The organism is Pseudooceanicola nitratireducens (assembly GCF_900109195.1).
GTDB lineage: Bacteria > Pseudomonadota > Alphaproteobacteria > Rhodobacterales > Rhodobacteraceae > Pseudooceanicola > Pseudooceanicola nitratireducens.
Genome location: NZ_FNZG01000003.1, coordinates 487068 through 512039 on the forward strand (window position 1 = coordinate 487068; position 24972 = coordinate 512039).

A 24972-nucleotide genomic window follows, 5' to 3' on the forward strand; every position below is an offset into this window, starting at 1 on the left:
AATATCCCGGGGGAGCGCGAGGGGGCAGCGCCCCCTCGTTAACCTCTACGTTGCACGCCTCTGGCGTGACGGAACAGCGCCCCCTCGCCCGCGTGACGCGGATTAAGGGGGCGTAGGCCGCGGACGTTGCCCGGCCGCACCATCCCCCGCAATGCCTAGACGATCCGAACCAGGTGATTGTCCCAGGCCCGGGGCGCAACGCGGAGCGGTTCCATCCGGTCGGACGCCAGTGACAGCACACCGCCCAGCCCGTCCGTCGCCAGCAGGGCTGCGCCGCGTGAAGCCAGACCACAGACATCCGCGCGGCGCAGGGCGGCACGGAAGGCCCCGTCCAGCCCGAACAGGTGTACCCGCCCACCCCGGGGAGAGGTGATGCCGACGAGATCCCCCGTCATGGCGATGCTGCCGGCGTAGCCCTGCATCGCCATCTGCTCGGCCAGGTCAGCGGAACACAAAACCGGCGCAGAGCCGCGCCGGTGCAGCCCCAGCAGCGGCGCGGGATCGGGAAGGTCGCCTTGCCACTGCATGGCAAAGCCGACCGTGGTGCCGTCGCTCGCCAGGTGGCGGATCGAGGCGAGGTGCAGGTCGGGATCCAGCTCGACCACCTCTTCCACGCCCGAAACCCGCGCATAGGCCAGGTTCGGGCGCATCTCGGGGATATTCAGCTTGTCCCGCCCGCGCGAGGGATGGGTGCGGATGCCGCCGTTCGCCACTGCCAGCACATCGCCGGGCAGTGCGAGGATCTCATGCGGGCCGATCCCGCCCGAGGCAATCTCTCCGATCCGGGCATAGCCCTCGCGGCGTGACCAGAAGCCGATCCGACCTTCGCCGCTGTCGATGTCATTTTCGGTGGTGCACAGGATGTCGCCCCCGGCGACAAAGGCCCCATGGCCATAGAAATGCCTCCCCGAGGGGCTTTCCAGCCGATGCGCGACATGGCCGGTGACGCAGTCGATCACCAGCGCGAAGGTGCCGGGGCGGCGGGCAAAGGCGACGGCCTCGGGGGCCGTGGGATGGGCGGTGGCCGCATGGCCGCGCCCGGGCAGAGGGATGCGGAAGACATCCGCGCCCGTTTCCGACAGGCCGAACAGCGCATAGCCCCCGTCACCCTCGCGCGCGGCGGAGAGATAGGCGGGATTGCCCGCATCCGCCCAGCTAAGCCGTGGCATGGTGCTTGCCGCCAGAAGGGAGGCCAGAAAGCCGCGCCGTGTCGTCATGTCTTTGCCTTTCCTGACCAAGGAGTGGGGTGCCCCGCCTGGCCTTGTCCGTTGGTGTTCGTCATGCCGTTTTGGACTGCCACGTCGGGCTTGCAGTCCGACACCGGGTAGCGGCCCAGGTCACCGCCCTGAACGGCCGCATCCCGCCGAACCGCGATCCGGGAGGGGTTGGACCGGGGCCAGCCGTGTCCTGCCTGTCCTCCGGCAATCCGCCCTCAGTCCCCGTCGGCCGAATTGAACCCGGTACCCACGCCCAGCTGCGCGCCGATCTCGGCGCTGACGGCAGTGCGGATGGCCTGGACCCGCTGTTGCAGGATCTCGACCCGCAGCCGGCCAGACGGATCCGAAACGCCGTCGAAGATCGGATCATCCAGCGCCCGCGCCTCGTCCAGCGCATCGGCAAAGGCCTGATCGGTGACGGGCGTCGGCGCGGTCGACAGGGCCTGCGCCAGATCCGACAAAGCCGAAATCGACAGGGTCACATTGCGCAGCGACCGATCCGAGCGGCGCGCCTCGGCCCGTTCGGGGCGGGGGCGGTCGAAGGTGCCAAGCGGACGGCCAAGCCGTTGATCGGCCACGAACTCCAGCCCCGCCAGCAGCGCGGTGTAAAGGCGCTGCGCGGCCTCGGCGTCATTCAGGTAGCGTGTATTGCCCTCCTCCCCGGCGCTCAGAAGCGCCGCGGCCTCGTCCGACCAGTCGGCGGCAATCGCCCCGGCCATCTGGTCCAGATCCCCGGCGATGGCGGCGACCAGCCGGCAGCTGTAATCCTCGCGACCATAGCCCGCATACTCCGGGTCGAACAGCAGCCGTTCCAGCGCAAACAGCCCCCGCCCGGCGATCGAGACCTGCGCAAATTCGCCGGCATCCGCCACCGCCGCATCCTGATCCGCCACCAGCCGCGCCACGGTCGAGGCGACCATGCCCCGCTTGTCGGGCCAGAAGGCAATCGTCAGTGCGCGGCCGTCGGTCTCCAAGGGGCCGAACCCCAGATGCGCCAGCCCCAGCCAGGCGTCGAACGCATTGTGATAGGATGGGATCACCGCAGCGGCGGTGCAATCGGCTGCGGCATTCACCGCCAGGGCACGGGCCTGCACGGCAAAGCTTTGCACGGCCGGCAGCGCGTGGTCCTGCACCGCCTCGGGCACGCCGGCGGACAGCGGCGCGGCACAGCCAAGGGACAGGATCAGCGAGGCAAGGGTCAGATGTTTCATAGGCTTTCCAGATAGCGGATCAGATCGGCACGGTCCTGCGGCGTCAGGCCGATGACGTGGTCGCGGGCGGATTGCGCCTCTCCTCCGTGCCAGAGCACGGCTTCCAGAAGCGACCGGGCGCGGCCGTCATGCAGGTAATAGGAATGCCCATTCACCTGCGGCGTCAAGCCGATCCCCCAGAGCGGAGGGGTTTTCCATTCCCGCCCCGAGGCCAGCCCTTCGGGCCGGTTGTCCGCCAGCCCCTCGCCCATGTCATGCAGCAGCAGGTCGGTGAAGGGCCAGATCAGCTGAAAGCTTTGCTCGGGCTGGTCGGGCAGACGGTTGGTGACGAATTTCGGCACATGGCAGGCGGTGCAGCGGGCCTGATGGAAGATGCGCTTGCCGTTCAGGACCTCGGGTGCGTCCGTGTCCCGGCGGGCGGGCACACCAAGGTTGCGCGAATAGAAGGTGACAAGGTCCAGCCCCTCGGCGTCGATCTCGGTCCCGCGGGCGTCATCGCCGCCATGGGGCGCGGTGCGGCAGGCGGGCTGGCCGTCGGTGCAATCGCCCCAATGGGCGGGAAACAGCGGGGTCGAGATGCCCACATCCCCCGCAAAGGCCGCCGCCGATTGTTCCCGCACCGTCGGCGCGCCGGCCTTGTAGCCGAAGCGGCCCAGCATCGGCCGGTCCTGTTCAAACGACCAGACCACCTGCGCCCGCCCCGAGATCCCGTCGCCATCCGCATCCAGCGGATCGGCCAGGGCCAGGATGTCGGTGGCTGGTATGGCTTCCAACAGCCCCAGCCCCAGCATCTGCGGTGCGACGCGCGGCGACAGCATGGCCCCCGGGGCCAGCGGACCATAGCCCAGATCCTGGGCCGTCCATGTGGGCTTGCGCAGGCTGGCGTGTTCGCCATTCATCTGCACCGGGATTTCTTCCCAGGTGACGTCCAGACGGTATTCGGCCGGATGGCCCGCGACGCCGAAATCCTGCATCTGGCCGCCATAGACCGGATCGGGGCGCGTGCGGATCAGCGCCTCGCCCTGCGAGGTCAGGAAGGCCTCGATCCGTGTCATCTCGTCCTTGGCACCGGCGGGAACCGAGATCCGCAGGAACATCGACACCGCGTCATCCCCGGGTCCTTCAGGCGGATGGCCGCGCCCGTCCTTCAGGTGACAGCGCTGGCAGGACCGCGCGTTGTACAAAGGCCCCAGCCCGTCGGACGCCAGCGTCGAGGACGGCGAAGACACCCAGAGCTTCTTGAACAGCCCGTTGCCCAGCTTGAAGTCCAGTTCCCTTTCGAACGAGATATTGCCCGAGGGCTGGGAAAAGGCATCCGCATCGGTGCGGGCGCGGACGGTGGCGGCCCCGGCGGGGTTGGCCTCGAATTTTTCGGCGGCGGAGAAGTCCTGTGTCGGCGCAGTGACCCGGGCGATGCGCGCGGCCTCATCCGCGGTGCGGGGCGTGACTTTCAGGAAGGGCGCGGTCAGATCCTGCGCCCCGGCGGCTGTCAGGGGGGCCGCGATCAGGGCGGCCAGAAGGATCGGCTGGGCGAATTGGCGCATGGCAGTTACCTCTGCCCGCCGGGTGCCACGTATTCCCGAGCGTTTCAATCGGAAAACCCCGCGAGCACCTGTGACACGTTGCCCGGCCCCTCCCCCCGGGCTAGGCTTCGCCAGCCCGGGAGGCCCCCATGGACGACGCGGAAAAGATTGAACTGCACTACGCCACGCTGACCCAGTGGCGCGCAGAACATCTGGCCCTGCGCGAACTGCTGCGCAGCCTGCCCCTGAGCGAGGAATTGAAGTGGCATCAGCCGGTCTATACCCACGCGGGCGGCAATATCTGCATGCCGGCGGGGTTCAAGGATCGCTGCGTTCTGTCCTTCTTCAAGGGCGCACTGCTAGAGGATCCGGCCGACATCCTGCGCCCGCCCGGCCCCAACAGTCGCGGTGCCCGGGTGGTAGAGTTCCACAGCCTGAACGAGGTCGAGGCGCTGGCCGATACCCTGCGCGCCTACGTGCAGGCTGCGATCGCGGTCGAGGCCTCGGGCCGGAAGGTCGAATTCGCCAAGGATGACCTGCCCCAGCCCCAGGAACTGACCGACGCCCTGGATCGCGACGCAGACCTGGCACAGGCCTTTGCCGCCCTCACCCCAGGGCGACGCCGCGCCTGGACGCTGCACATCGGTCAGGCCAGGCAATCCGCGACCCGCAGCGCCCGGATCGAAAAGGCCCGCCCGATGATCCTGCAGGGCAAGGGGCTGAACGGCCGCTAGGCGCAAAGGAAAAAGGCCGCGCTGGCGGGCGCGGCCTTTGACGGATGATCTGGCGGACCCGAAGGCCCAAAGCTTACTCGGCCTCGTTGGCCGGTTTCGCCTGCAGCTGGCCGTATTTCTCGGCCCCCAGACGGTCGTGCAGTTCGATCTGGGTTTCGAGGAAGTCGATATGGCCTTCCTCGTCCGCGATCAGTTCCTCGAACAGGTTCTTCGAAACGAAGTCGCCGACCTTGTCGCAATGGTTGCGCGCCTCGATATAGAGGTTGCGGGCGTCGTGTTCGCCGGCCAGGTCGGCCTCCATCGTTTCTTTCAGGGTCTCACCGATCCGCAGCGCGTCCAGCTTTTGCAGGTTCGGGTGGCCGCCCAGAAAGATGATCCGGCTGATCAGCTTGTCGGCGTGGTGCATTTCCTCGATGCTTTCGGCGCGGGACTTGTCGGCGATGTGGCCATAGCCCCAGTCTTCCTGCAGACGGTAGTGCAGCCAGTACTGGCTGACGGCCGTCAATTCGCTGCGCAAGGCATCATTGAGATACGAGATTACCTTTTCGTCGCCCTTCATGGCATGGTCCTTTCTGGCAGGCCGCGTGTCTGACCCGTTGATTTTCACCTGATCAACATAGGTCTGGCAAGCCCCGCCAGCAAGCTCTTTTTAGAATCATTCAAAAAATAATAACCAACAAAAACGGTTATTTAACGGCATAGCGCCCGCGTCTTGGGCGCAAATTCGCCAGATCCGCAGGAACCCCCAGACGGTCGGATTTCTCCATCGTGCCGATGAACAGATCCAGGCAGCCGCCGCAATCGGGCTTCTTGCCAAGCGCGCGATAGACCTTGCCCGGCGTGATGATCGTGTCCGCATCCGCGGCCCGCATCCAGTCGATGGCGGCATGGATGTCGCGGTCGCTGATGGAATTGCAATGGCAGACGATCATGGCGGTGTTCCGATATCTCTGGCGTGCTGTTTCGCGGGGGTGTCCGGGGCCCAGCGCGGGCCCCGATCTGGTGTCGTCCCGGGGTCAACCCGGCGGGATTACTGGAAAACCGCGTCGGGGTTATCCAGGCTGTCCGAGCCTTCGAACCCGATCTGGTCCAGCTGCAGCGCGGTCACGGCCCGTTCGATCGACTTGGTCTGGCCGACCAGCGCATCGACCGCCGACATGATCAGCGCCTCGCCGCCGGCATTGCCGCGCTCCAGCATCTGGTCATAAGAGAACCCGGCCTCGGCCGCGGCCTTCAGCTGACCCAGCTCGCCCATGGTGTGATCCAGCGCGGCGCGCAGTTCCGCGTCCACGCCCGCATCGGCCGCCGCCACCAGTGCGGACAGCGAGGCACCGGACACGACACGGCCGTCGATGCCGACATATTCGCCGGTATAGACGTTCCGCACGCCCAGCCCGTCGTAGTAATGGCTGTTGTGGGTGTTGTCCGAGAAACAGTCATGCTCTTCCTCGGGGTCGTTCAGCATGACGCCCAGCTTCATCCGCTCGCCCGCCTGTTCACCGTAGGACAGCGACCCCATGCCGGTCAGCATGGCGACGATGCCCGCGTCCTCGTCCGCCAGAAGGGTCGTGCGGGCCTCACCGCCCTCGCCCCATTGCGCGGCCATCCATTCCAGATCCGAAATCAGCAGATCGGTTGCAGCCGTCAGATATTGCGCGCGGCGGTCGCAATTGCCGCCCGTGCAGGCCTCGCCCTGGGCATAGTCGCTGGCCGGACGTGCGCCCGCGCCATGCGCGGTGCCGTTCAGATCCTGGCCCCACAGCAGGAATTCGATGGCGTGGTAACCGGTGGCCACGTTCGCCTCGACCTCGTCGGCTTCGTGCAGGGTTTCGGACAGGAATTCCGGCGTGATCGCGCTGGCGTCGATCTCTTCTCCCGACAGGGTGAAGCTGGGGTTGGCGATGACGTTCAGCGCGGCGTATTGGTTTTCATCCGTCGCACCGCCATAGGCCGCATCCACATAGTCGATCAGACCTTCGTCCAGCGGCCAGGCGTTCACCTTGCCTTCCCAGTCGTCGACGATCGCATTGCCAAAGCGGAAGACTTCGGTCTGCTGATAAGGCACGCGGGCGGCGATCCAGGCAGCGCGGGCGGCGGCCAGGTTGGCCTCGCTCGCGTCAGTGACCAGGGCCTCGACCGCCTGTTTCAGCGCCAGAGCCGAGGTCAGGCTGTCGGTATAGCCCGCCTGGGCGATATCGGCATAGGTGGTCAGAACGGCGGCCTTGTCCTGCGCCACGGCAACCGCGGGGGCGGCGCAAAGGGCAAGGACTGCGGTGGCTGTCTTGATCGGGGTCATGGGTCTTCCTGTCTGTCAGTTCAATTTGTTGCGCGGCACCTGCGGGCCCCGCGTCAGATCACTTGCAAAATCACTAGCAAGATCGCTCGATAGATCGCGCCGGCCCTTACGGAGGTCGTCCCGGGCACCACCAAAGGCCCCGTGGCGGGTGCCAGAGGCCGCACCGCCGCGCGCAAGGTCCAGCCCAAGGGTCTGGGCCAGCGAAACGGCAATCGGGGCGACATCGGCGCGCATGATCAGGCAGGCGATCATCATCGCCTCTTCCCGGTCGTGCACCGCCTGGGCGCAGAACAGGGCAAACACCGCCTCGTCCGCGCCGACGCAGTCGCAGGTGACCCCGTGGCGCATCAGCGGCCGGCGGCCGTGCCGCAGCAACAGCGCCACAAGATCGGTAAAGCGGGTAAAGAAGGCCTCGGCATTGTCGGGGCCCATGCGGGCGCACAATTCGTCCCGCAGCATGATCTGCCCGTCCAGCCCGTCGCACCACAGGCGCAGCGCGCGGATCCACCAGGCCTCTCCCTTGGGCAGCATGTCCATCTTGCCGACGGGGCTTGCTCCGGCCTCAGGACGCATGGGGACCCCCTTTTCGGCCGGGCTGCGCCGGGACGGTAAAGCTGCGGGACTTGGGCCCGGATACAGAAGGTCCGGCACTAAAAGGACTAAGGAAAGAAGGACCTGGGGCGAAAAACATCATGGCTCGATTCCGTTTCTGACGCAGAAACTGACCAAAACACTCGGACAAGTCAATCCCGACTTTTTATGTCAACTATGATCGGCACCCCTCCGCCACTGCCCTTGAGCGTTGCAACTGACCCGCCGGATGGTAAAACCGCCCGACAGTGCGTCCGGGCATCGCCCGGGCATGGGGGAACAGGCAAAGGGACCGAAGATGACAGCAGACAGACAGGCCGAAACATCCCAAGAGGTCCTGATCGCCGGTGGCGGTATCGGCGGGCTGGCCCTGGCCCTGACCCTGCATCAGATCGGCGTCCCCTGCCGCGTCTTTGAAACCGTGGAAGACCCCCGCCCCCTTGGCGTCGGCATCAACCTGCAACCCAATGCGGTGCGCGAATTGATCGACCTGGGGATTTCCCGCGCGGATCTGGACGCCATCGGCCTGCCGATCCGCGAATGGACCCTGCTGGGCCTGCGCGGACAAGAGGCCTATGCCGAACCCCGCGGGGAAGAGGCCGGATACAACTGGCCGCAATATGCCGTGCACCGGGGCCAGCTGCAGATGATGCTGCTGGACAAGGTGATCGAGCGTCTGGGCGCGGATCGCCTGGTGCTGGGCGCGCGTGTCACCGGCTATGACCAGGACGCCAGCGGCGTCACCGCCCGCATCACCCGCGCCGATGGAACCGAGGACACTGCCCGCGGGCGTCTTCTGATCGGGGCGGACGGGCTGCATTCGGCGGTGCGGGCGCATATGTATCCCGACCAGCCGCCGATTCAATGGGGCGGCGCGGTGATGTGGCGCGGCACCACGAAGATCGCGCCGATGCGAACGGGCGCGTCCTTCATCGGGCTGGGCACCTCGCGCCACCGCATGGTGCTTTATCCGATCTCGCACCCCGATGCCGACGGGCTGGTCACCATGAACTGGATCGCCGAGGTCACCTTTGACAACTCGGGCGGCTGGCGGTCGGGCGACTGGAACCGCAAGGTCGAGCATTCGGAATTCGTGCATCACTTCGATGGCTGGACCTTCGACTGGCTCGACGTGCCTGCCCTGCTGAATGCCACCTCGGACGTCTGGGAATACCCGATGATCGACCGCGACCCGGTGCCGACCTGGGCTGATGGCCGCGTGGCGCTAATGGGCGATGCGGCGCATGTGATGTATCCCACGGGATCGAACGGGGCGAGCCAGGCAATCATCGACGCCCGCGTGATCGGGGCGCAGATGCTGGCCCATGGCGTCACGCCTGCCGCGCTATCGGCCTTTGACGCGGCGCTGTGCGAACCGGTCTCGGCGCTGGTGCTGCGCAATCGCGGCGCCGGGCCCTTTGCCCTTCTGAACCTGATCGACGACCGCTGCGGCGGACAGTTCGACCACATCGACGACGTGGTCAGCCCGCAGGAAAAGGACGATCTGATGGCCGTCTACAAACAGGCCGCCGGCTTTGCGATCCAGACCCTGAACGCGGCCCCGCCGACGATCCCCGCTGGCGCGACGGCTAAACTTACAGCGTAAGCTCGCGCGAGGACGCCCAAAAGGGCGGAGGAGCAGACCCCGCCCGGCGCAAGCCTCCGGACGGGACCGAACGCCCTTTCAGCCCGCCAGCGCCTCACGCGACTTTGCATAGGCGAGGAACTGGTCGAAGCTGTGGGGATTGGCCATGCTGTCGCGGTTCACGACCTTGGCCGGGTCCTGCCCCAGCAGCAGCTTCTTCACCGGCACTTCCAGCTTCTTGCCCGACAGGGTGCGCGGCACATCCGTGATCTCGACGATCTCATCCGGCAGGAACCGGGCGGAAACCGCCTCGCGGATCGCGCCCCGGATCTGATCGCGCAGGGCCTCCGTCAGCCCGCCCTGTTTCGGCACCACGAAAAGCACCATGAAACTGTCGCGGCCCAGGAATTCCAGGTCGATCACCAGGCTGTCCAGCACCGCATCCAGCCCTTCGACCGCGCGGTAGATCTCGGAACTGCCCAGCCGCAGCCCGCGCCGGTTGATCGTCGCGTCCGAGCGGCCATAGATCACCGACCCGCCCTCGGGCGAGAATTCGATCCAGTCGCCGTGCCGCCAGATGCCGGGATAGGTGTCGAAATAGCTGTCATGCAGCCGCGACCCATCCGTATCCCCCCAGAAATACAGCGGCATCGACGGAAGGGGTTCGGTGCAGACCAATTCACCGACCTGGCCGATGACCTCGTTGCCGTCCTCGTCAAAGGCCCGCACAGCATTGCCCAGCATCCGGCACTGCATCTCTCCGGCGCGGACGGGCAGCATGGGGTTCGACCCGACAAAGGCCCCGGCAAGGTCGGTCCCACCCGAGATCGGACCCAGCCAGAGATCGCGCTTCACCTCGGAATAGATCCAGTCATAGCCCTCCTGGCTCAGCGGCGACCCGGTTGATCCAAGCGCGCGCAGCGACGACAGGTCCAGCGCGGCCCCCGGCCGCACCCCGGCCTTCAGGCAGCCCTGGAAGAACGCCGCCCCCGCGCCGAAATAGGTCAGCTTCTCGCGGGCGACCATGCGCCAGACTTCCAGCATGTCAGGATAATTCGGGGCCCCGTCGAACAGCGCCACCATCGACCCGGCACACAGCGCGTTCAGCTGCGAATTCCACATGATCCAACCCGAAGAGGTCAGCCAGCTGAAGCGATCCTCGGGGCCAAGATCCTGATGCAGCGCCTGTTTCGCGCCTTCGATCAGCACGCCGCCATGGCCGTGCACGATCGGCTTGGGATTGCCCGTGGTGCCTGAGGAATAGACCACCCAGACCGGGTCCGAGAATTCCATCATTTCGACCGTTGCCGGCTGCGGATCCGCCTGGGTCTCGGACCAGAGCGTCCAGCCCTGCCCGGTCCAACCGGCCCCCTCGCGCACGGCGGCCAGCATGATCTTCGCCTCCAGCGTCTCCAGCTCTCCGGCGAGGCTGGCCAGCAGATCGCCACGGTCGTGGGTCTTGCCGCCATGCGCATAGCCGTCCTGCGCGATCAGCACCTTGGGTTCGATCTGGCGGAACCGGTCCAGGATCGCCACATGACCCATGTCCGGCGCACACAGCGACCAGATCGCCCCCAGCCCGGACACCGCCAGAAAGGCAATGACCGACGCGGGCGTGTTGGGCAGCACGGCCACCACCCGGTCGCCCCGCCCGACGCCCATGGCGCGCAGGCTGGCCTGAAGCGATCCGACGCGGACGTCCAGCTCGGCCCAGGTCAGTTCCTCGCGGCCGAAGGTTTCGGACTGGCCGACCAGCGCCACGGCCTCCGGCCGGTCCCTGGCATGACGCAGGATCTGGGCGGCCAGGTTGGTCTTGGCCCCGGGGAACCAGTCGGCCCCGGGCATCTTGCGTTCGGGCAGAACCGCGTGCCAGCCGGACACGGGCAGGTCGCAGAAGGCGATGATCGCGGTCCAGAACCCGTCAAGGTCGCTGACCGACCAGCGCCAGAGCGCCTGGTAATCTTCGAACTCCAGCCCCCGTTCGTCCTTGAGCCAGCGCAGGAACTCCGCCATGCGCGATGCCTCTGCCTGTTCCGGACTGGGGGTCCAGAGTATCTCTCTCTCCTCGTGCATCGCCGCGTCTCCTCCCGTTGCGATTATGTCGGGGGCATTGGTGACAGGCCCCGGGACCGCCGCCAAGCCCCTTCTGGGCTGTCAGGGGGTATCCTGGCTCAAGACAGGTCTTGCACCGATAGCAGGGCCCCGCCCTGGCGCAGCCTTGCGCGGACCTCGGCCGGGTCAAAGGCGTCTTGGGCCACAAGCGCCGCCGCCACACCAGCCGCCTGCCCCGTGGCCATGGCCGTGCCCATCACCCGGATCGCCGCGCCGCCCTTGCGGTCGCCATCCGCCAGCCGCCCGGCACAGAACAGGTTCGGCGTATCGACCGAATGCAGGCAGGACAGCGGGATTTCATAGGCGGCCTTCTCGGGCGGGTAATCGAAGCTGGACGCATAACTGCCCCGGTCGTGCCATTCAGCGGCCCAGGCCCCCAGGGCAATGGTGTCGTCGTGGCTGGCGCGTGCCTCGATATCCGCCCAGGTGAACTGTCGCCTCGCGTTCAGATGGCGACTTTCGCGGGTGCCGATTTCCGGCCCCGTCGACACCAGGTAGGCGCGGGCACAGCCCGGAATGGTGCGGATCGCATCCAGATAGGCCCAGGCCTGGCGGCGGGCGTCCATCTCGGCCCGGCTGAGGCTGGCGGCATCGCGCGGGTCATAATCCGCCGAGGCGAGATACAGCACCATGTCCGCCGATCCCGGCAGCCGCACGATGACGCAGCGGTCCTTGGTGACCGTGCCGGGGGCAAAGCCAATGTCGCCGATCGCCTCGGCGATCTGCTGGGCCGTGACGGTGACATCGGCCGGGATCCCGCCGAAGCGGGTGCCAAGCGTGCCTAGGTTCACGCCATCCGTATTGCCATAGCGGGTCGAGGCCCCGCCCAGATGCGCCAGATCGCCCTCGCCCGTGCAATCGACAAAGGCGCGGGCGGTGACGCTGGTGTCGCCGCCATGATCGGAAAAGGTGACGCCGGTGATCCGGTCGCCGTCGCGCGTCGCGGCGCTGACGTGACAGCCAAAGCGGGTGTCGACGCCCGCGCCCGCCACCAGCTGATCCAGCACCAGCTTCATCGCCTCGGGCTCGAACGAGGAAAAGACCCCCCGGAACCGCTGCGGCCCGGTGATGGCACTTCGGTCTTCCAGGGCCGCGACGACCTCGGCCCCGATGCCGCCGACAACCGGGGTCATGTCGTCCCCCAGGGTGTAAAGCCCGCACAGCGTCAGCACATTTCGCACCGCCGCAGCACCGCCCAGACAGCCGTGGCGTTCCAGCAGCAGCACCCTGGCCCCTTCGCGCGCCGCGCCCACGGCCGCCGCCACACCGGCCGTGCCACCACCCGCGACGATGACGTCGTAATCCGGGCCGGTCGTCATGTCCGCCACCCCAGCACGCGCCGTTCGATCAACCCGATCACCGTGCTGGTCACCACCCCCAGCACCGACAGGATCACCACGCCCGCAAACAGCCGTTCCAGATCGTACAGCGACCCGGCCTGCAGGATATAGGCCCCGATGCCATATTCCGCGCCCAGCATTTCCGCCGCGACCAGCAGGATAATGGCGATGGCCAGCGAAATCCGCAGCCCCGAGAGGATCCCCGGCATCGCCCCCGGCAGGACGATCTTGCGCACGATCGACCACCACGACAGGCCAAAGCTTTGCCCCATGCGGATCAGCGTGCGGTCCACATTGTCCACCGCGCCATAGGTGGCGACCACCGTGGGCGTGAAGGTGCCAAAGGCGATCAGCGCGTATTTCGACCCCTCACCGATGCCGAACCAGATGACGAACAGCGGCAGAAGCGCGATCTTGGGGATCGGGAAGATGGCCGCGACCAGAGGCACAAGGCCCGCGCGAACATAGGAAAACAGCCCGATCAACACACCGACGCTAACGCCCACGCTGACCCCGATCAGCGCGCCCACGGCCAGACGCGCCAACGACGGCCCGAGATGCTTGAAGAGCATGCCGGACTGGTAAAGCTCTTGGAAGGTGGCAAGCACGTCCGACGGGCGCGGCAAAGTCAGGGCGGAAATCCAGCCCGTGCGCGTGCCCCATTCGGCAATGGCGATCAGAACGACAAAGACCGCGACCCCCACCCACTTGGGCGAGCGCGGCGCGAAGCCGCCACCGCGAAAGGCCACCGGCTTGCCGGTTTCACCCATGGCGGCGGCCTGCTTGTCCGGCCCTTGCGTGCCGGCCGCGCGAGACGTGTTAAGCGTGGCGTCAGACATTCAAAAGCTCCGCATCCGCAGCCCGCGCCTCTTCGCGCATCAGCTGCCAAAGGTATTTCTGTTTCTCGTCCAGGTCCGCATCGCCGAACTGGCGCTGATCCAGCGGCTTGTCGATTTCGACCACCTCGCGGATCTGGCCGGGCCGACGCGACAGGACGACGATCTTGTGGCCCAGGCGCACGGCCTCGTTCAGGTTGTGGGTGACATAAACGGCCGTGAAGGGCTGCCGCGACCAGAGCGAGACGAGATCGTCCATCAGCAATTCCCGCGTCTGGCTGTCCAGCGCCGACAAAGGTTCGTCCATCAGCATCACCGCCGGGTTCACCGCCAGCGCCCGCGCGATGGCGACCCGCTGTTTCATCCCGCCCGAGAGCTGCTTGGGCAGGGCCTGGGCAAAATCGCTTAGCTTGGTGCGGGCCAGCACGTCGTCGATGATCGCCTTGGCCTTCGCCCCCTTGATCCCATGGTCTTCCAGCACGAGAGAGATGTTCCCCGCGACAGACCGCCAGGGCAGCAGCGCGAAGTCCTGGAAGATATAGGTCAGCGGGTTCAGGCAGCCCTCGGGGGCCTCGCCCATCTGCACCACCCGGCCCTCCATGGGACGTTCCAACCCGCCGATGAACCGCAGCAGGGTCGACTTGCCGCAGCCCGAGGGGCCGACGATGCAGACGATCCTGCCGTCCGGGATATCCAGCGTGATGTCGCGCATCACACGGACCCCGTCGTAGGAATGGCCGATGGCCTCTAGCTTGATGTCCATGTCTGTCCTTTTGGTCCCGGCCGGGCTCCGATCCTGTGGTTTGCCCGGAAATTGCTCGGGCCGTCCTGCATCGCCCATGGCTGTCGCCGGCGATGCGCCAGCGCCCGGCACATCGTACCGGACGCCCGCGTTTTTCTTGGTGCGGAAAGGGCTTAGCCCACGATCTCGACGTAGGAGGTGTCGACCAGGTCGTCGATGGTGACGCTGGCATCGACGTAGCCGCCGGACTGGAACCACTCCAGCTGATCCTTCACCGAGGCCATGTTCAGCTTGGCCCCCTCATTGATCCGCATTGTACCGTTCACGATCGAGGGCTTGGCCTTCTCGAAGGGGCGGTCGGCATAGACATACTGGTGGATCAGCTTGACCATCTCGTCGATGCCCGCGTCGCCGCCGGACTGGTCGATCATGGTCGAGTTATAGTCGGCGACACCCTTGGAGAACCCGGCCAGGAAGGCCTCGGTCTTGTCGCGCTGATCAGCCGCATTCTTGGCCGAGGTGAAGACGGTCGTGGTCTGGTAACCCGGCAGGTAATCCTGCACCGCGCCGATGATATGCACGGCTCCGGACCCCGCCAGCGGCTTGGCGATATGGGGAACAATGTTCCAGGCGTCGATCTGGCCCGACTTGATCGCACCGACGACCGCGCCGACCTTCTGCAGCGGCTTGAAGGACATCTCGATGCCCTCGGCCTGAGCGATGCGCGACCCGACATAGTGGAAGGACGACCCGGTCTGGGTGACGCCATAGCTTTTGCCGCCCAGCTTCGACGGATCGGTGACGCCCGCCTGGAAGGCCGCGTCCGAGGCCAGGATCTGCTGACCGTCGATGCCTTCTTCCTCGATCAGCGCGCCGCCGATGACCTTGATCGCGCCCTTCTGCGCCAGGCTGATCAACCCGCCGGAAATCGCGGTGACCGCATAGTCGATATCACCGCTGGCGATGGCCACGGCCATGGGCTGGGCCGCCTGGAAAAACTCCAGTTCGACGTCCAGGCCCGCATCGGCGAAATAGCCGCGGTCCTTGGCGACGAAGCTGCCGGAATGCGAGGTGAAGCGCAGCGCGCCCACCTTGATCTTGGTGCCCTGCGCGATGGCCGGCGCGGCCAGGGCGGTGGCAGCGGCTGCGCCGCCCATGATGAGTGCCTGACGGCGGTTGAGTTTGATCATGATCTCTCCTCCCGATGATCTTCGGACAGAGCCGCAGCTGTGCGTCCCGCCCCACTTGGTCCTGTTCTCAGGTCCGGTCCCCCGGACCCTGCTCTTCCCATCTTCCGGCCGTCTGGATCTTCCCTGGGCCGATTGTTTCAACTTGTCTCAGCCAGGGACCGGGCCCGAGGACGCATCCGCACCTCCCACTGCCCCCACTGCCCCCACTGCCCCCAGACCGAAATCCGCCGCGATATCGGCATCCAGCAGGGCGATGGCCCTGTCCTGTTGCCGGTCCAGAACGGCCTGCAACAGCCCATCCCGCCGCGCGGCGCGGCCCGCGAAATCCAGCCGCCCCTCGCGCAACAGCGCAAGGCGGAACCGGCGGCTCTGATCAAAGAACTTGCGATGCAGATCCATCAGACGCGGCGATCCGCAGCCCGAGATCAGCGCATGCGAAAAGGCCCGGCAGGCCTCGTCCCACTCCAGCGCGGTCAGATCGTCCGGGGCCCCGGCCACCGCGCGCTCGGCCTTGCCAAGGGCATGGTGCGCCGCGACAACGCGCCCTTCCCAGGCCGTGTCGCCCTGCGCGATGGCCAGGCCAAGGGCGATCTTCTCGACCTCGCCGCGCACCAGGCAGATGTCGCGCAGATCCTCCTGCGTGGCCGAGGTGACGCGGAACCCGCGCTGCGCCGTGGCCTCGACCAGGCCCTCTGCACTTAGAAGACGCAGGCTTTCGCGCATGGAATGGTTCGACCCGCCATAGCGCTGGCGCAGGGCCTCGATCTTCAGCTTCTGATCGGGCAGCAGCGCCCCGAAGGAGATGTCGCGCCGAAGCGCGGCGGCCAGCATCGCGACGACCGTGTCGCCGTCCTTCGTACCGCCAGTTTCCGATCGCTTGAACAGCATCGGGCCTCCCCCTGAAAAATGTTGGATATTTTTGGAAGCGTTGGAAAGGCTTGTCAATCTCCGAAGACCGAACACCCGACGTATCGAATTCTGGCATGGGGGTTAGAGGGGCGCTGCCCCTCGGCGCCTTGGCACCTCACCCCGGGATATTTTCAAAAAACCAAAGAGCAGCAGACCGCCCCCCCCCCTCTTTGGTTTTTTCAAATATCCTCGGGGGTCGCCATGGCTGCCAAGGGCAGTCGTGGCGGAAGGGGGCAGACAGCCCCCTTGCCTGCTCTCAACCCGCGATCAGCCTGCAATCAGCTTGGGCAGATCCGCCAAGGTGTTCAGCGTCACCGTCGGCGCAACGCCCCAGGTGTCGAAGGGCAGCGCGGGATCGCGTTGGATCCACACGGCGCGCCAGCCGGCCCCAAGCGCCCCGATCACGTCGAAAGGGTTCGACGACACCAGCCAGCAGCTTTCGGGGCGCGCGCCGGTACTGGCGCAGAAATGCGCATAGGTGGCGGGATCGGGTTTGAAGGTCCCCACGGGCAGAACCGAGACCGCCCCCTGCAGATCCGACCAAAGGCCCTGGGCGCGCAACAGCGCCACGATATCCGCGGGATCGCCATTGGAAAACGCCTGTCGGCCCACCCCAAGCTGCGCCAGCGCACGCAGGGCGGGCGCGGCGTCGGGATAGGCATCAAGGCTGCGATAGCGATCGAGAAGATGGACGCGGTCGGCGTCGTCCAGCCGCAGGCCCGTCGCGGCCAGGGCAAAATCCAGCGCCTGGCCAGTCACCACCGAGAAGGGCACGAAATCCCGCATCAGCCCGCGCCGGAACGAATATTCCAGCTGCTTCTGCCGCCAAAGCTGGGACAGCGCAGCAGCTTGGCCTCCGACTAGGTCCGTCAGCACCGGGGTCAGCGCGTGCGGGTCGATCAGCGTGCCATAGACGTCAAAGGCCAGGGTCGCGTCGCGGTCAATCTGCATGTCAGGGTCCTCCTGGTCGTCTTACCCGGGAGTACCCTGACAGGTTCAGGCGTGGCTGTCATCCGGCGCGCGCGGCAGCAGCGGCCGGATCGCGCGCAGGAAGGCGTCGATATAGGTCAGCAGCACCGGCACCACCACCAGCGTCAGCAACGACGAGGAAATCAGCCCCCCGATCACCGCGTGGGCCATGGGCGCGTTCTGCCCCGACCCGCCGTGGATGTTCAGCGCCAGCGGCAGCATCCCGAAGATCATCGCCAGCGTGGTCATCACGATGGGACGGAAGCGCGTCGTGCCGGCCTCGACCAGGGCGTCGAACAGATTCATGCCTGCCGCGCGATGCTGATTGGCATTGTCGACCAGAAGGATCGCGTTCTTCACCACCAAGCCCATCAGCATGATGAAGCCGATGATCGAGAACATGTTCAGCGTCGATCCTCCGACCATCAGCCCCAGCATCACCCCGATGATCGCCAGCGGCAGCGACGACATGATCGCCAGCGGCTGCACGAAACTGCCGAACTGCGAGGCCAGCACGAGGTAGATGAAGACCACCGCCAGCAGCAGCGCCGCCGCAGCCGAAGCCCCGGATTCCGCGATCTGTTCGCTGTCACCGCCAAAGCCCGTGCGATAGCCGGGCGGCAGTTCCAGCGCGGCCAGCGCCTCCTGGATCTGCGGCTGTGCCGTGCGGATATCCAGCCCGTCGAGACCCGAGGTGACCTGGACCGAGCGTTCGCGCCCTTCGCGGGTGATCTCCCCCGGGCCGCGCGATTCCTCGACCACGGCGATCTGGTCCAGACGCACCACGCCGGTGCCGTCGGCATTGGTCGCCACGGGAAGGGATCCAAGCCGGCTGGCGTCATTGCGGACCTCTTCCGGCAGGCGCAGCAGCACGTCGTAGCTGTCGCCATTGGGCGCGGTCCAGTCCGACACGGTCTGACCGGCAATCATCGGCGACAGCGCCTGCCCGACCTGCGCCAGCGACACCCCAAGGTCCGAGGCCGCGTCGCGGTCGATCCGGATACCGATGGTCGGCTGCGGATCGTCCAGCGAAGTCCGCACATCCGCAAAGCCCGGGCGCGCCGCCAGGTCGTCGGCCAGTTGCCGCGACAGGCGGGTCAGAACGTCCAGATCCTCACCGAAGATCTTGATCTCGATCGGGGTGGCAACGCCGCCGCCCAGACCGCCCGCGGCCCCGACCCGGAACTTGACGCCGGGAATGGCCGCCAGCGCCTCGCGCAGGGCGGGCGTCAGGGTGGTGGGCGTTTCCTCGCGCTCAAGCGGGCCGGTCATGCGCACGATGATGGATGCCGCGTTTTCCCCCGAATTGGTGCCCGAGTTCACGGTGCCATAGGTGCCGATCACCTCCGGGAAGGTCCGCAGCACCGCGTCCACCTGGGCGATCTTTTCTGCCGTCCGGTCCAGCGGCGTGCCCACAGGCAGCTCCAGGTCCACCTGGACCTCGGAATTGTCCGCCGGCGGTACGAATTCCGCGCCGACCACCGGGAACAGGGCAAGCCCGCCGACAAAGGCCAGCACCGCCACCATCAAAGTCATCTTGCGCCAGCGCAGCGCGAGCTTCAGCAGCCCGCGATAGCGGCGGCCGAGCCAGTCGAAGAAGATCTCGAACTGGTGGATCGCCCGGCCCAGGGGGCCGCGCTTGGCGTTCTTGTCCGCCGCCGGGTCGTACCAGACCGAGGACATCATCGGATCCAGCGTAAACGACACGAAAAGCGAGATCAGAACCGCAACCGAGACCGTCACCCCGAATTGCAGGAAGAACCGGCCCAGGATGCCCTCCATGAAGGCCACGGGAAGAAAGACCGCGACGATCGACAGGGTGGTGGCAAAGACCGCCAGACCGATTTCATTGGTCCCGTCCAGCGCCGCCTGATGGTGATCCTTGCCCATGTGCAGGTGGCGCATGATGTTTTCACGCACCACGATGGCGTCGTCGATCAGGATGCCCACGGCCAGCGACAGCGCCATCATGGTCATCATGTTCAGCGTGAAGCCCAGGAAGTAGATTGCCGCCATCGTCCCGATGATCGAGATCGGCAGCGTCAGCCCGGTGATCACCGTCGACCGCCAGGAATTGAGGAACAGGAACACGATCACGGTGGCCAGAAGCGCGCCTTCGACCAGCATCGACTGCACCGATTCAAAGCTTTGCTCGACCGGCACCGCGTTGTCGCGGATGATCGAGACCTCGATGCCGTCATACAGCGGATCCTCGGCCAGCTTGGCGATTTCCTCGCGCACCGCTTCGGCCACGGCGACGGTATTGGCGCCTTGGGTCTTCACGATGTCGATGGCCAGAGCCTGGGATCCGTCCAGCATGGCCAGGCTGGTGCGTTCCGCCAGATCCGTGCCGACATTGGCCACATCGCCCAGACGCACCGGGTAGCCGCCGCGCCGGGCGATGATGATTTCCTCGAAGTCGGCCAGGTTCTCGATCCGGCCTTCGACCTGCACCGACTGCTTGGAGGCCCCTTCGGTCACCGAACCGGCGGGCAGATCGGTGTTTTCCGCCGCCAGCGCCGCCGCAACCTCGGACGCGCCGATGCCAAGGGCGGACTGGCGTTCGGGATCCAGCAGCACATGCACCTCACGCGGGAGCCCCCCGACGACCGAGGCGCGCCCCACCCCGGGGATGTTCGACAGGCGCGTGGCCAGCTGATCCTCCGCCAGGGCGGTCAGCACCCCGGCGTCATAGCGATCCGAGGACAGGCCGACCGAGATGATCGGAAGCTCGGACGGGTCGAACCGCAGGATCTGCGGATCCTCGGCCGCGTCGGGCAGGTTGCCCTGGATCTGCGCGATCCGGTCGCGCACGTCCTGCGCGGCGATGGAGCTGTCGACCTCAAGCTCGAACTGGATCAGAACCATGGACGACCCGGTCTGCGCGGTCGAGGAGATCGTGTCGATGCCCGACAGGGTCGATACGCCATCCTCGATCGGCTTGATGATGTCGGCCTCGACCGCCTCGGGCGTGGCCCCGGGGTAAGAGGTCACGACAGCCACGACGGGGAAATCCACCTCGGGCAGCTGTTCGACCGGCAGACGCTGGTACGAGAACAGGCCGATGACGAAGATCGCCACCATGATCATCGTGGCAAAGACCGGCTGGGCGACGGAAATGCGGGTCAGGAACATGCCCTTATTCTCCGATCAGGGTGACGGACATGCCGGGCTGGAGCCGTTCCAGCGCGGCGCTGACGACCAGGTCGTCGGGCGACAGACCCTTGGCGATCTGCACCACGCGGCCCCGATCCCAGGTGCGGGCGACGGTAACCGCCTGACGCTGCGCCTTGCCATCCACGATCTTCAGCACGAAATCGCCCTGGTCATCCTTGCGCAGGGCCTCGGCCGGAAGACCGATCGCATCGGTCACCTCTTCCAGCACCAGCACGCCCGAGGCGAACATGCCCCCGCGCAGGATCATGTCGGCGTTTTCGATCGTGGCGTAGATCGGCAGCATGCGGGTGCCGGCGCTGGCAACGGGGGCCACCCGTTCGACCTGCCCTTCGAAGCTTTTGGAGCCGAAGCCGTCGACATTGATTTCAACCTGCTGGCCGGTGGCGATCTGAGGCGCATAGTTCACCGGGATCGCGCCTTCCAGTTCCAAGGACGAGATATCGACCAGCGTCATCAGCGCCGTGCCGGGGCTGACATAGGCCCCGGGATCGACGCTGCGGTCGGCGATCTGGCCGGCGAAGGGCGCGGTGATCGTGGCCTTGCCGATGGATTGTTCCGCCGTGGCGACCTGCTGTTCCAGCGCGGTCAGATTGGCCTGAAGCTGCTGCACGTTGCTGCGCGCGCTGTCGAGGTTGGACGAGGTCGCGACGCCGCGATCCACCAGGCTCTGGGTGCGCTCAAGCTCTCCCTTCGCGAAATCCAGCTGGGCGCGGGTGGCGTCGGCGGTGGCGCGGCTTTGCTCCAGCTGGTTTTCCAGCGTTTCAAGGTCGATCTGAACCAGCACCTCGCCGGCCTCGACCCGGTCGCCCGCGCGTTTCATCACCGCGTCGACGCGGCCAGAGACCTCGGCCGGGATGCCCAGATGGCGCGAGGGTGTCAGCGTTCCGGTGATCCGCACGCTGTCACGCAGGGCGCGGACCTCGATCCGCGTCACTTCGGCCGGAAGCAGCTGCATGGTCACCTCGCGGGCGGGCGCGGCGTCTTCTGCCGCCACGGCGGGCTCTTCCGTCGCGGGGGCCGTGCCGGCCCCTGCGCCCTCCTCGCCGCCGATCAGCCCCGAGGATTGCGCCCAGAAGGCCCCCGCCCCAAGCGCCACGATCAGCAGGACGATCCAGGGCCAGCGGCGGCGCGGGGGCTTGCGCCCCTCGGCATGGGCGGCATCCGCCTTGCGTTCACGGTGCGTTTTGGCCCAATCAGGCTTTGTAGTGGCAGGTTTGGGCGGTTCTTGGGGTCGGTCAGCCATGGTTTTCGGTCTCGTCTTCGATGTGGGGGGCGGTCGTCCTGGCCGGTGCCGCCTTGTCCAGTTGGTCGGCCCATTGTTCGAGGAAATCCGCGGAAGAGCGGTAGAAGTCCCCGAACTGGGCCACCTTGTCCTGTTTGCCCCGCGCCTCGGGGCCGAAATCATGGGCGATCTCGGTGATGCGGTCGGCATTGCGCCGGAACCGCTGTGACATCGCCCGCAGGGTCGCGCCCTGGGGATGCGGCACGGCCTTCCACAGATCGATCCGCTGACCGACGCGCGATACCTTTTCGGTCAGCCCGCGCGCTTCGAGCATCCGCACGTTGGTCGAGACCGAGGCCTTAGACACGCCAAGCGTCTCGGCGATCTCGCTGAGGGATCGGGGATCGTCGGACAGGATCAGGCAGGCCAGGATCTGACCGGCGATGCGGGGATTGCCCTCGGCCTGCCAGATCAGTCCGATGGTTTCGATGAATTTCTCGTCCGTGGTGTCGTGCATGGCCCGGCCTTCCAAGTTCATATTGTTCAATATGTACTGAACGAACTGACTTCAAGGCGCGCGGCCGTCGATTTTCGAACATCCGCCTGAACGGAAATAGGCCGGGGTCGCGGGGCGGCCAGCCCCCCGCCACGCCCCGCCCGGCCCTTCCCCCGGGACACGCAGCAAAGGAAAAGGGGCGGTGCCTTTCGGTCACCGCCCCTGCCCGTCTGCCCGGCCTCATATCGGTTTCTACAGCTCGCCCAACAGACCTTCGCCTTACTGCGGCTCGACGCCCGCGCGGCGGTAGATCTCACCGTATTCCTTGTAGGTGCGCTCCATCTCGGCCTTGGCGGCATCGGCATCGAGGAACATGATCGGGATATTCGCCGCCCCCGTGACCTTGGCAAAGGTCGCGTCCGTCTCGGCGTTCTGCAGCGCCGAGGACAGGGCCTGCACGATCGCGGGATCCGTGCCCTTGGGCAGCATCAGCCCGGCACGCCCGTCCATGCCAAGCGCATAGCCGAATTCGTCGATCGACTTCACCTCGGGCCACGAGGGTTGCCGGAAGGTCGTCAGAACCGCCAGCGTCTTGATGTCGTCGGGATATTTCGCATGGATCCCGCCCGACATCGCCATGACCGCCTGCCGGCCGAGGATGGCATTGATCATCTCGCCCCCGCCCTTCACCGGCATGTAATTGGCGTCGAGCCCTTCCTTCTTGGCGATCTCCTGCATGATCATCCGCGCGCCGGGGCTGAGCGTGGCGTAGTTGAAGCCCGGGTTCTCCTTGGCCCAGGCGACGAAACCGTCAAGATCGTCATAGGGCGCGTCCTTCTGGGTGATCAGCCCGGCCTGGTAGACGGTGATGAAGCCGCCCCATTCGAAATCCTCGGGCGTGAAGGTGATCCGCTTCATCAGGAAGGGATCGTTGTTCACCACGGAATTGGCGTGGAACATGATGGTGTAGCCGTCGGGCTTGGCCTGCGTCAGTTCCCGCGCGGCGACACCGCCGCCCGCGCCGGGCTTGTTGACCACGTTGATCGGCTGGCCAAGCGCGTCGGACATGACCTGCGCCGCGGCACGCGCCACCAGGTCGGTCTGACCGCCGGCGTTATAGCCCACGAGCATGGTGATCGGCCGGGACGGATAGTCTGCAGCCCCCGCCCCGGTGCCCATGCCGGCCAGTCCGGTCAGCCCCAGGGCCACGGCAGCAAGCCAGCCGGTCAAACGGCGCCGTGTCGGCCTTTGAATGAAATCTCTCACGATATCCTCCCTTCGTGATGTGTCGGTGTGATCTGCGGATCCCGGGCGGGTCTGACGCCGCCAGCAGGGCCCGCGCTGCGCCCCCGCGCCAGCACCACCAGGACGACCAGCGTCAGGGCGATGAAGACCAGGGCAATGGGGTGATCCAGAAGCTTCGTCCACCGGTGATCGAGGATTTGCAGCGACTGCCGGAAGGACAGTTCGGCACTGGGGCCGATGACAAAGCCGATCAGGAAGGTGACGAATGAGAAATCCAGCTTTTTCGCCAGGAAACCGAAGACGGTGAAGGCCAGCATGATGTAGATCGCGAAGATCGACCCGGTCTCCATCCAGGCACCGATGCAGCACAGGAAAAGCACGCCGGGAATGATCAGCCGGATCGGCACGCGGGTCACCTGGGCAAAGATGCGCTGACCGGTATAGCCGATCAGCAGCAACACGCCGCTGGCACAGAGCATGGCGGCATAGACGGCGGCGACCAGCTGGGGCTGTTCCTGGAACATGCGCGGCCCTGGCGTCAGCCCGTGCAGCACGAAGGCGGCGATCAGGATCGCGGCAATGACGCTGCCCGGAATGCCCAGGGCAAACAGCGGCACGAAACTGGCGGGCACCACGGCATTGTCGGCGCTTTCGGCGGCGGCGATGCCCTCGATCCGGCCGGTGCCGAATTCTTCGGGGTTTTTCGACGCCCGGCGCGTCGCGCCGTAAGACAGGAAGGACCCGACCGATGCCCCCAGCCCCGGCAGGATGCCGACGACAGACCCGATCAGCGTGCCGCGCAGGATCGGTGCCAGGCAGCGTTTCCATTCCGACCACAGGACCACGCGATCTTCGGGCGCGCCGCCGTCGACGATCCGGGCCGTCTCGGCGTCCAGCTGGCGCATGTTGCCAGCCTGCACGATCATCTCGGCCACGGCCAGCATACCGATGGCAATGGGCACCAGCGGCAGCCCGTCGTCCAGCTCCAGCAGGCCGAAGGTCATGCGCGGGATGAAGCTTTCGGTCTCCAGACCCACGGTGGCGAAAAGCACGCCAAAGGCCCCGGCGATCAGCCCCTTGATCAGCGATTTGCCCGACAGCCCGCCGATGAAAGTCATCGAGAAGACCAGGATCGCGCAGAGTTCGACCGGGCCGATCAGCAAGGCATAGCGGGCCAGCGGGGCGGCCAGGCAGATCAGCACCAGCGTCGACAGAAAATCCCCGATGACCGAGGCAAAGAGCCCCATTTTCAACGCCTTCTGCGCCTTGCCCTGCCGCGCCAGCGGATAGCCGTCCAGCGCGGTCGGGGCCGAAGACGGCTCTCCCGGGGTGTTCAGCAGGATGGCCGACACCGCGCTGCCCGCCGCCGATCCCTTGGCGATGCCGATCAGCAGGGCGATGGCCGCGACCGGTTCCAGGTAGAAGGTCAGCGGGATCGACACCGCGACGCCCGTCGCCTTGCCCAGCCCCGGCAGCACCCCCAGGACATAGCCCAGGGTCACGCCGACGCAGATCCACGCCAGGGTGTAAATGTTCAGCACATCCGCGAAGCCAGAGATCAGCGCCTGCATCCCGGC

21 protein-coding genes are annotated in these 24972 nt (G+C 66.5%); 2 read left to right on the forward strand and 19 right to left on the reverse strand.

The genetic code is table 11. The annotated features are described in order from the left end of the window. Positions 1-155: 155 nt before the first annotated feature. The 3 genes from BMX99_RS13000 to BMX99_RS13010 all read right to left on the reverse strand — a co-directional run bounded on the left by BMX99_RS13000 (position 156) and on the right by BMX99_RS13010 (position 3972). Positions 156-1217: a DUF1513 domain-containing protein gene (locus BMX99_RS13000; RefSeq protein ID WP_093452468.1), complete on the reverse strand. Its 1062-nt coding sequence runs from the start codon at positions 1215-1217 to the stop codon at positions 156-158. Between the two features lie 215 nt (positions 1218-1432). Next, entirely contained in the window at positions 1433-2428 is a 996-nt protein-coding gene (locus tag BMX99_RS13005; RefSeq protein ID WP_093452471.1) for an imelysin family protein, read from the reverse strand. Beyond that, on the reverse strand, positions 2425-3972 hold the full coding sequence (locus BMX99_RS13010; protein WP_170848725.1) for a di-heme oxidoreductase family protein: 1548 nt from the start codon (positions 3970-3972) through the stop codon (positions 2425-2427). Before BMX99_RS13010 ends, BMX99_RS13005 begins: the two co-directional genes overlap by 4 nt. Positions 3973-4100: 128 nt before the next feature. On the opposite strand from BMX99_RS13010, the gene BMX99_RS13015 reads away from it, so the two are divergent. Beyond that, a complete protein-coding gene (locus tag BMX99_RS13015) occupies positions 4101-4685 on the forward strand; it encodes a YdeI/OmpD-associated family protein (RefSeq protein ID WP_093452474.1) in 585 nt (194 codons plus the stop codon). A gap of 73 nt (positions 4686-4758) precedes the next feature. Here the strand turns inward: BMX99_RS13015 and bfr are convergent, their stop codons facing one another. The 4 genes from bfr to BMX99_RS13035 all read right to left on the reverse strand — a co-directional run bounded on the left by bfr (position 4759) and on the right by BMX99_RS13035 (position 7554). Further along, entirely contained in the window at positions 4759-5244 is a 486-nt protein-coding gene (bfr, locus tag BMX99_RS13020; protein WP_093452477.1) for a bacterioferritin, read from the reverse strand. Between the two features lie 127 nt (positions 5245-5371). Continuing rightward, entirely contained in the window at positions 5372-5617 is a 246-nt protein-coding gene (locus tag BMX99_RS13025) for a (2Fe-2S)-binding protein (RefSeq protein ID WP_093452480.1), read from the reverse strand. Positions 5618-5715: 98 nt separating this feature from the next. Beyond that, positions 5716-6981, reverse strand: coding sequence for an imelysin family protein (locus tag BMX99_RS13030; protein ID WP_093452483.1), 1266 nt, complete (start codon positions 6979-6981; stop codon positions 5716-5718). Between the two features lie 15 nt (positions 6982-6996). Further along, positions 6997-7554: a hypothetical protein gene (locus tag BMX99_RS13035; protein WP_093452486.1), complete on the reverse strand. Its 558-nt coding sequence runs from the start codon at positions 7552-7554 to the stop codon at positions 6997-6999. Positions 7555-7870: 316 nt separating this feature from the next. Between BMX99_RS13035 and BMX99_RS13040 the strand changes: the two genes are divergently transcribed. After that, positions 7871-9178, forward strand: coding sequence for a flavin-dependent oxidoreductase (locus tag BMX99_RS13040; RefSeq protein WP_093452489.1), 1308 nt, complete (start codon positions 7871-7873; stop codon positions 9176-9178). 78 nt (positions 9179-9256) lie between these two features. Here BMX99_RS13040 and BMX99_RS13045 read toward each other — a convergent pair whose 3' ends face one another. The 12 genes from BMX99_RS13045 to BMX99_RS13100 all read right to left on the reverse strand — a co-directional run bounded on the left by BMX99_RS13045 (position 9257) and on the right by BMX99_RS13100 (position 24966). Continuing rightward, positions 9257-11170, reverse strand: a complete 1914-nt coding sequence (locus BMX99_RS13045) for an acetoacetate--CoA ligase (protein ID WP_254772000.1) — start codon at positions 11168-11170, stop codon at positions 9257-9259. Between the two features lie 158 nt (positions 11171-11328). Further along, positions 11329-12588, reverse strand: a complete 1260-nt coding sequence (locus BMX99_RS13050) for an FAD-dependent oxidoreductase (protein ID WP_093452495.1) — start codon at positions 12586-12588, stop codon at positions 11329-11331. Continuing rightward, the gene (locus BMX99_RS13055; protein WP_093453323.1) at positions 12585-13379 is read right to left on the reverse strand and encodes an ABC transporter permease; all 795 of its coding nucleotides are present in this window, start codon (positions 13377-13379) and stop codon (positions 12585-12587) included. Before BMX99_RS13055 ends, BMX99_RS13050 begins: the two co-directional genes overlap by 4 nt. A 61-nt stretch (positions 13380-13440) precedes the next feature. Beyond that, positions 13441-14208: an ABC transporter ATP-binding protein gene (locus BMX99_RS13060; protein WP_093452497.1), complete on the reverse strand. Its 768-nt coding sequence runs from the start codon at positions 14206-14208 to the stop codon at positions 13441-13443. 152 nt (positions 14209-14360) lie between these two features. Continuing rightward, positions 14361-15377 carry an ABC transporter substrate-binding protein gene (locus tag BMX99_RS13065; RefSeq protein WP_093452500.1) on the reverse strand — a complete coding sequence of 339 codons (1017 nt, stop codon included), beginning with the start codon at positions 15375-15377 and terminating at the stop codon, positions 14361-14363. A gap of 147 nt (positions 15378-15524) precedes the next feature. After that, entirely contained in the window at positions 15525-16265 is a 741-nt protein-coding gene (locus BMX99_RS13070; RefSeq protein WP_093452503.1) for a GntR family transcriptional regulator, read from the reverse strand. A 288-nt stretch (positions 16266-16553) separates the two neighbouring features. After that, the gene (locus tag BMX99_RS13075) at positions 16554-17237 is read right to left on the reverse strand and encodes a haloacid dehalogenase type II (RefSeq protein ID WP_093452506.1); all 684 of its coding nucleotides are present in this window, start codon (positions 17235-17237) and stop codon (positions 16554-16556) included. 45 nt (positions 17238-17282) lie between these two features. Continuing rightward, positions 17283-20390 carry an efflux RND transporter permease subunit gene (locus BMX99_RS13080; RefSeq protein ID WP_093452509.1) on the reverse strand — a complete coding sequence of 1036 codons (3108 nt, stop codon included), beginning with the start codon at positions 20388-20390 and terminating at the stop codon, positions 17283-17285. A 4-nt stretch (positions 20391-20394) separates the two neighbouring features. Further along, positions 20395-21675, reverse strand: a complete 1281-nt coding sequence (locus BMX99_RS13085; RefSeq protein WP_093452511.1) for an efflux RND transporter periplasmic adaptor subunit — start codon at positions 21673-21675, stop codon at positions 20395-20397. Next, positions 21668-22171: a GbsR/MarR family transcriptional regulator gene (locus BMX99_RS13090; protein WP_175480273.1), complete on the reverse strand. Its 504-nt coding sequence runs from the start codon at positions 22169-22171 to the stop codon at positions 21668-21670. Before BMX99_RS13090 ends, BMX99_RS13085 begins: the two co-directional genes overlap by 8 nt. Before the next feature lie 258 nt (positions 22172-22429). Beyond that, entirely contained in the window at positions 22430-23416 is a 987-nt protein-coding gene (locus BMX99_RS13095) for a Bug family tripartite tricarboxylate transporter substrate binding protein (RefSeq protein WP_139199531.1), read from the reverse strand. Further along, positions 23413-24966, reverse strand: coding sequence for a tripartite tricarboxylate transporter permease (locus BMX99_RS13100; RefSeq protein WP_093452520.1), 1554 nt, complete (start codon positions 24964-24966; stop codon positions 23413-23415). The genes BMX99_RS13095 and BMX99_RS13100 overlap by 4 nt, the downstream gene beginning before the upstream one ends. Positions 24967-24972: the final 6 nt, after the last annotated feature.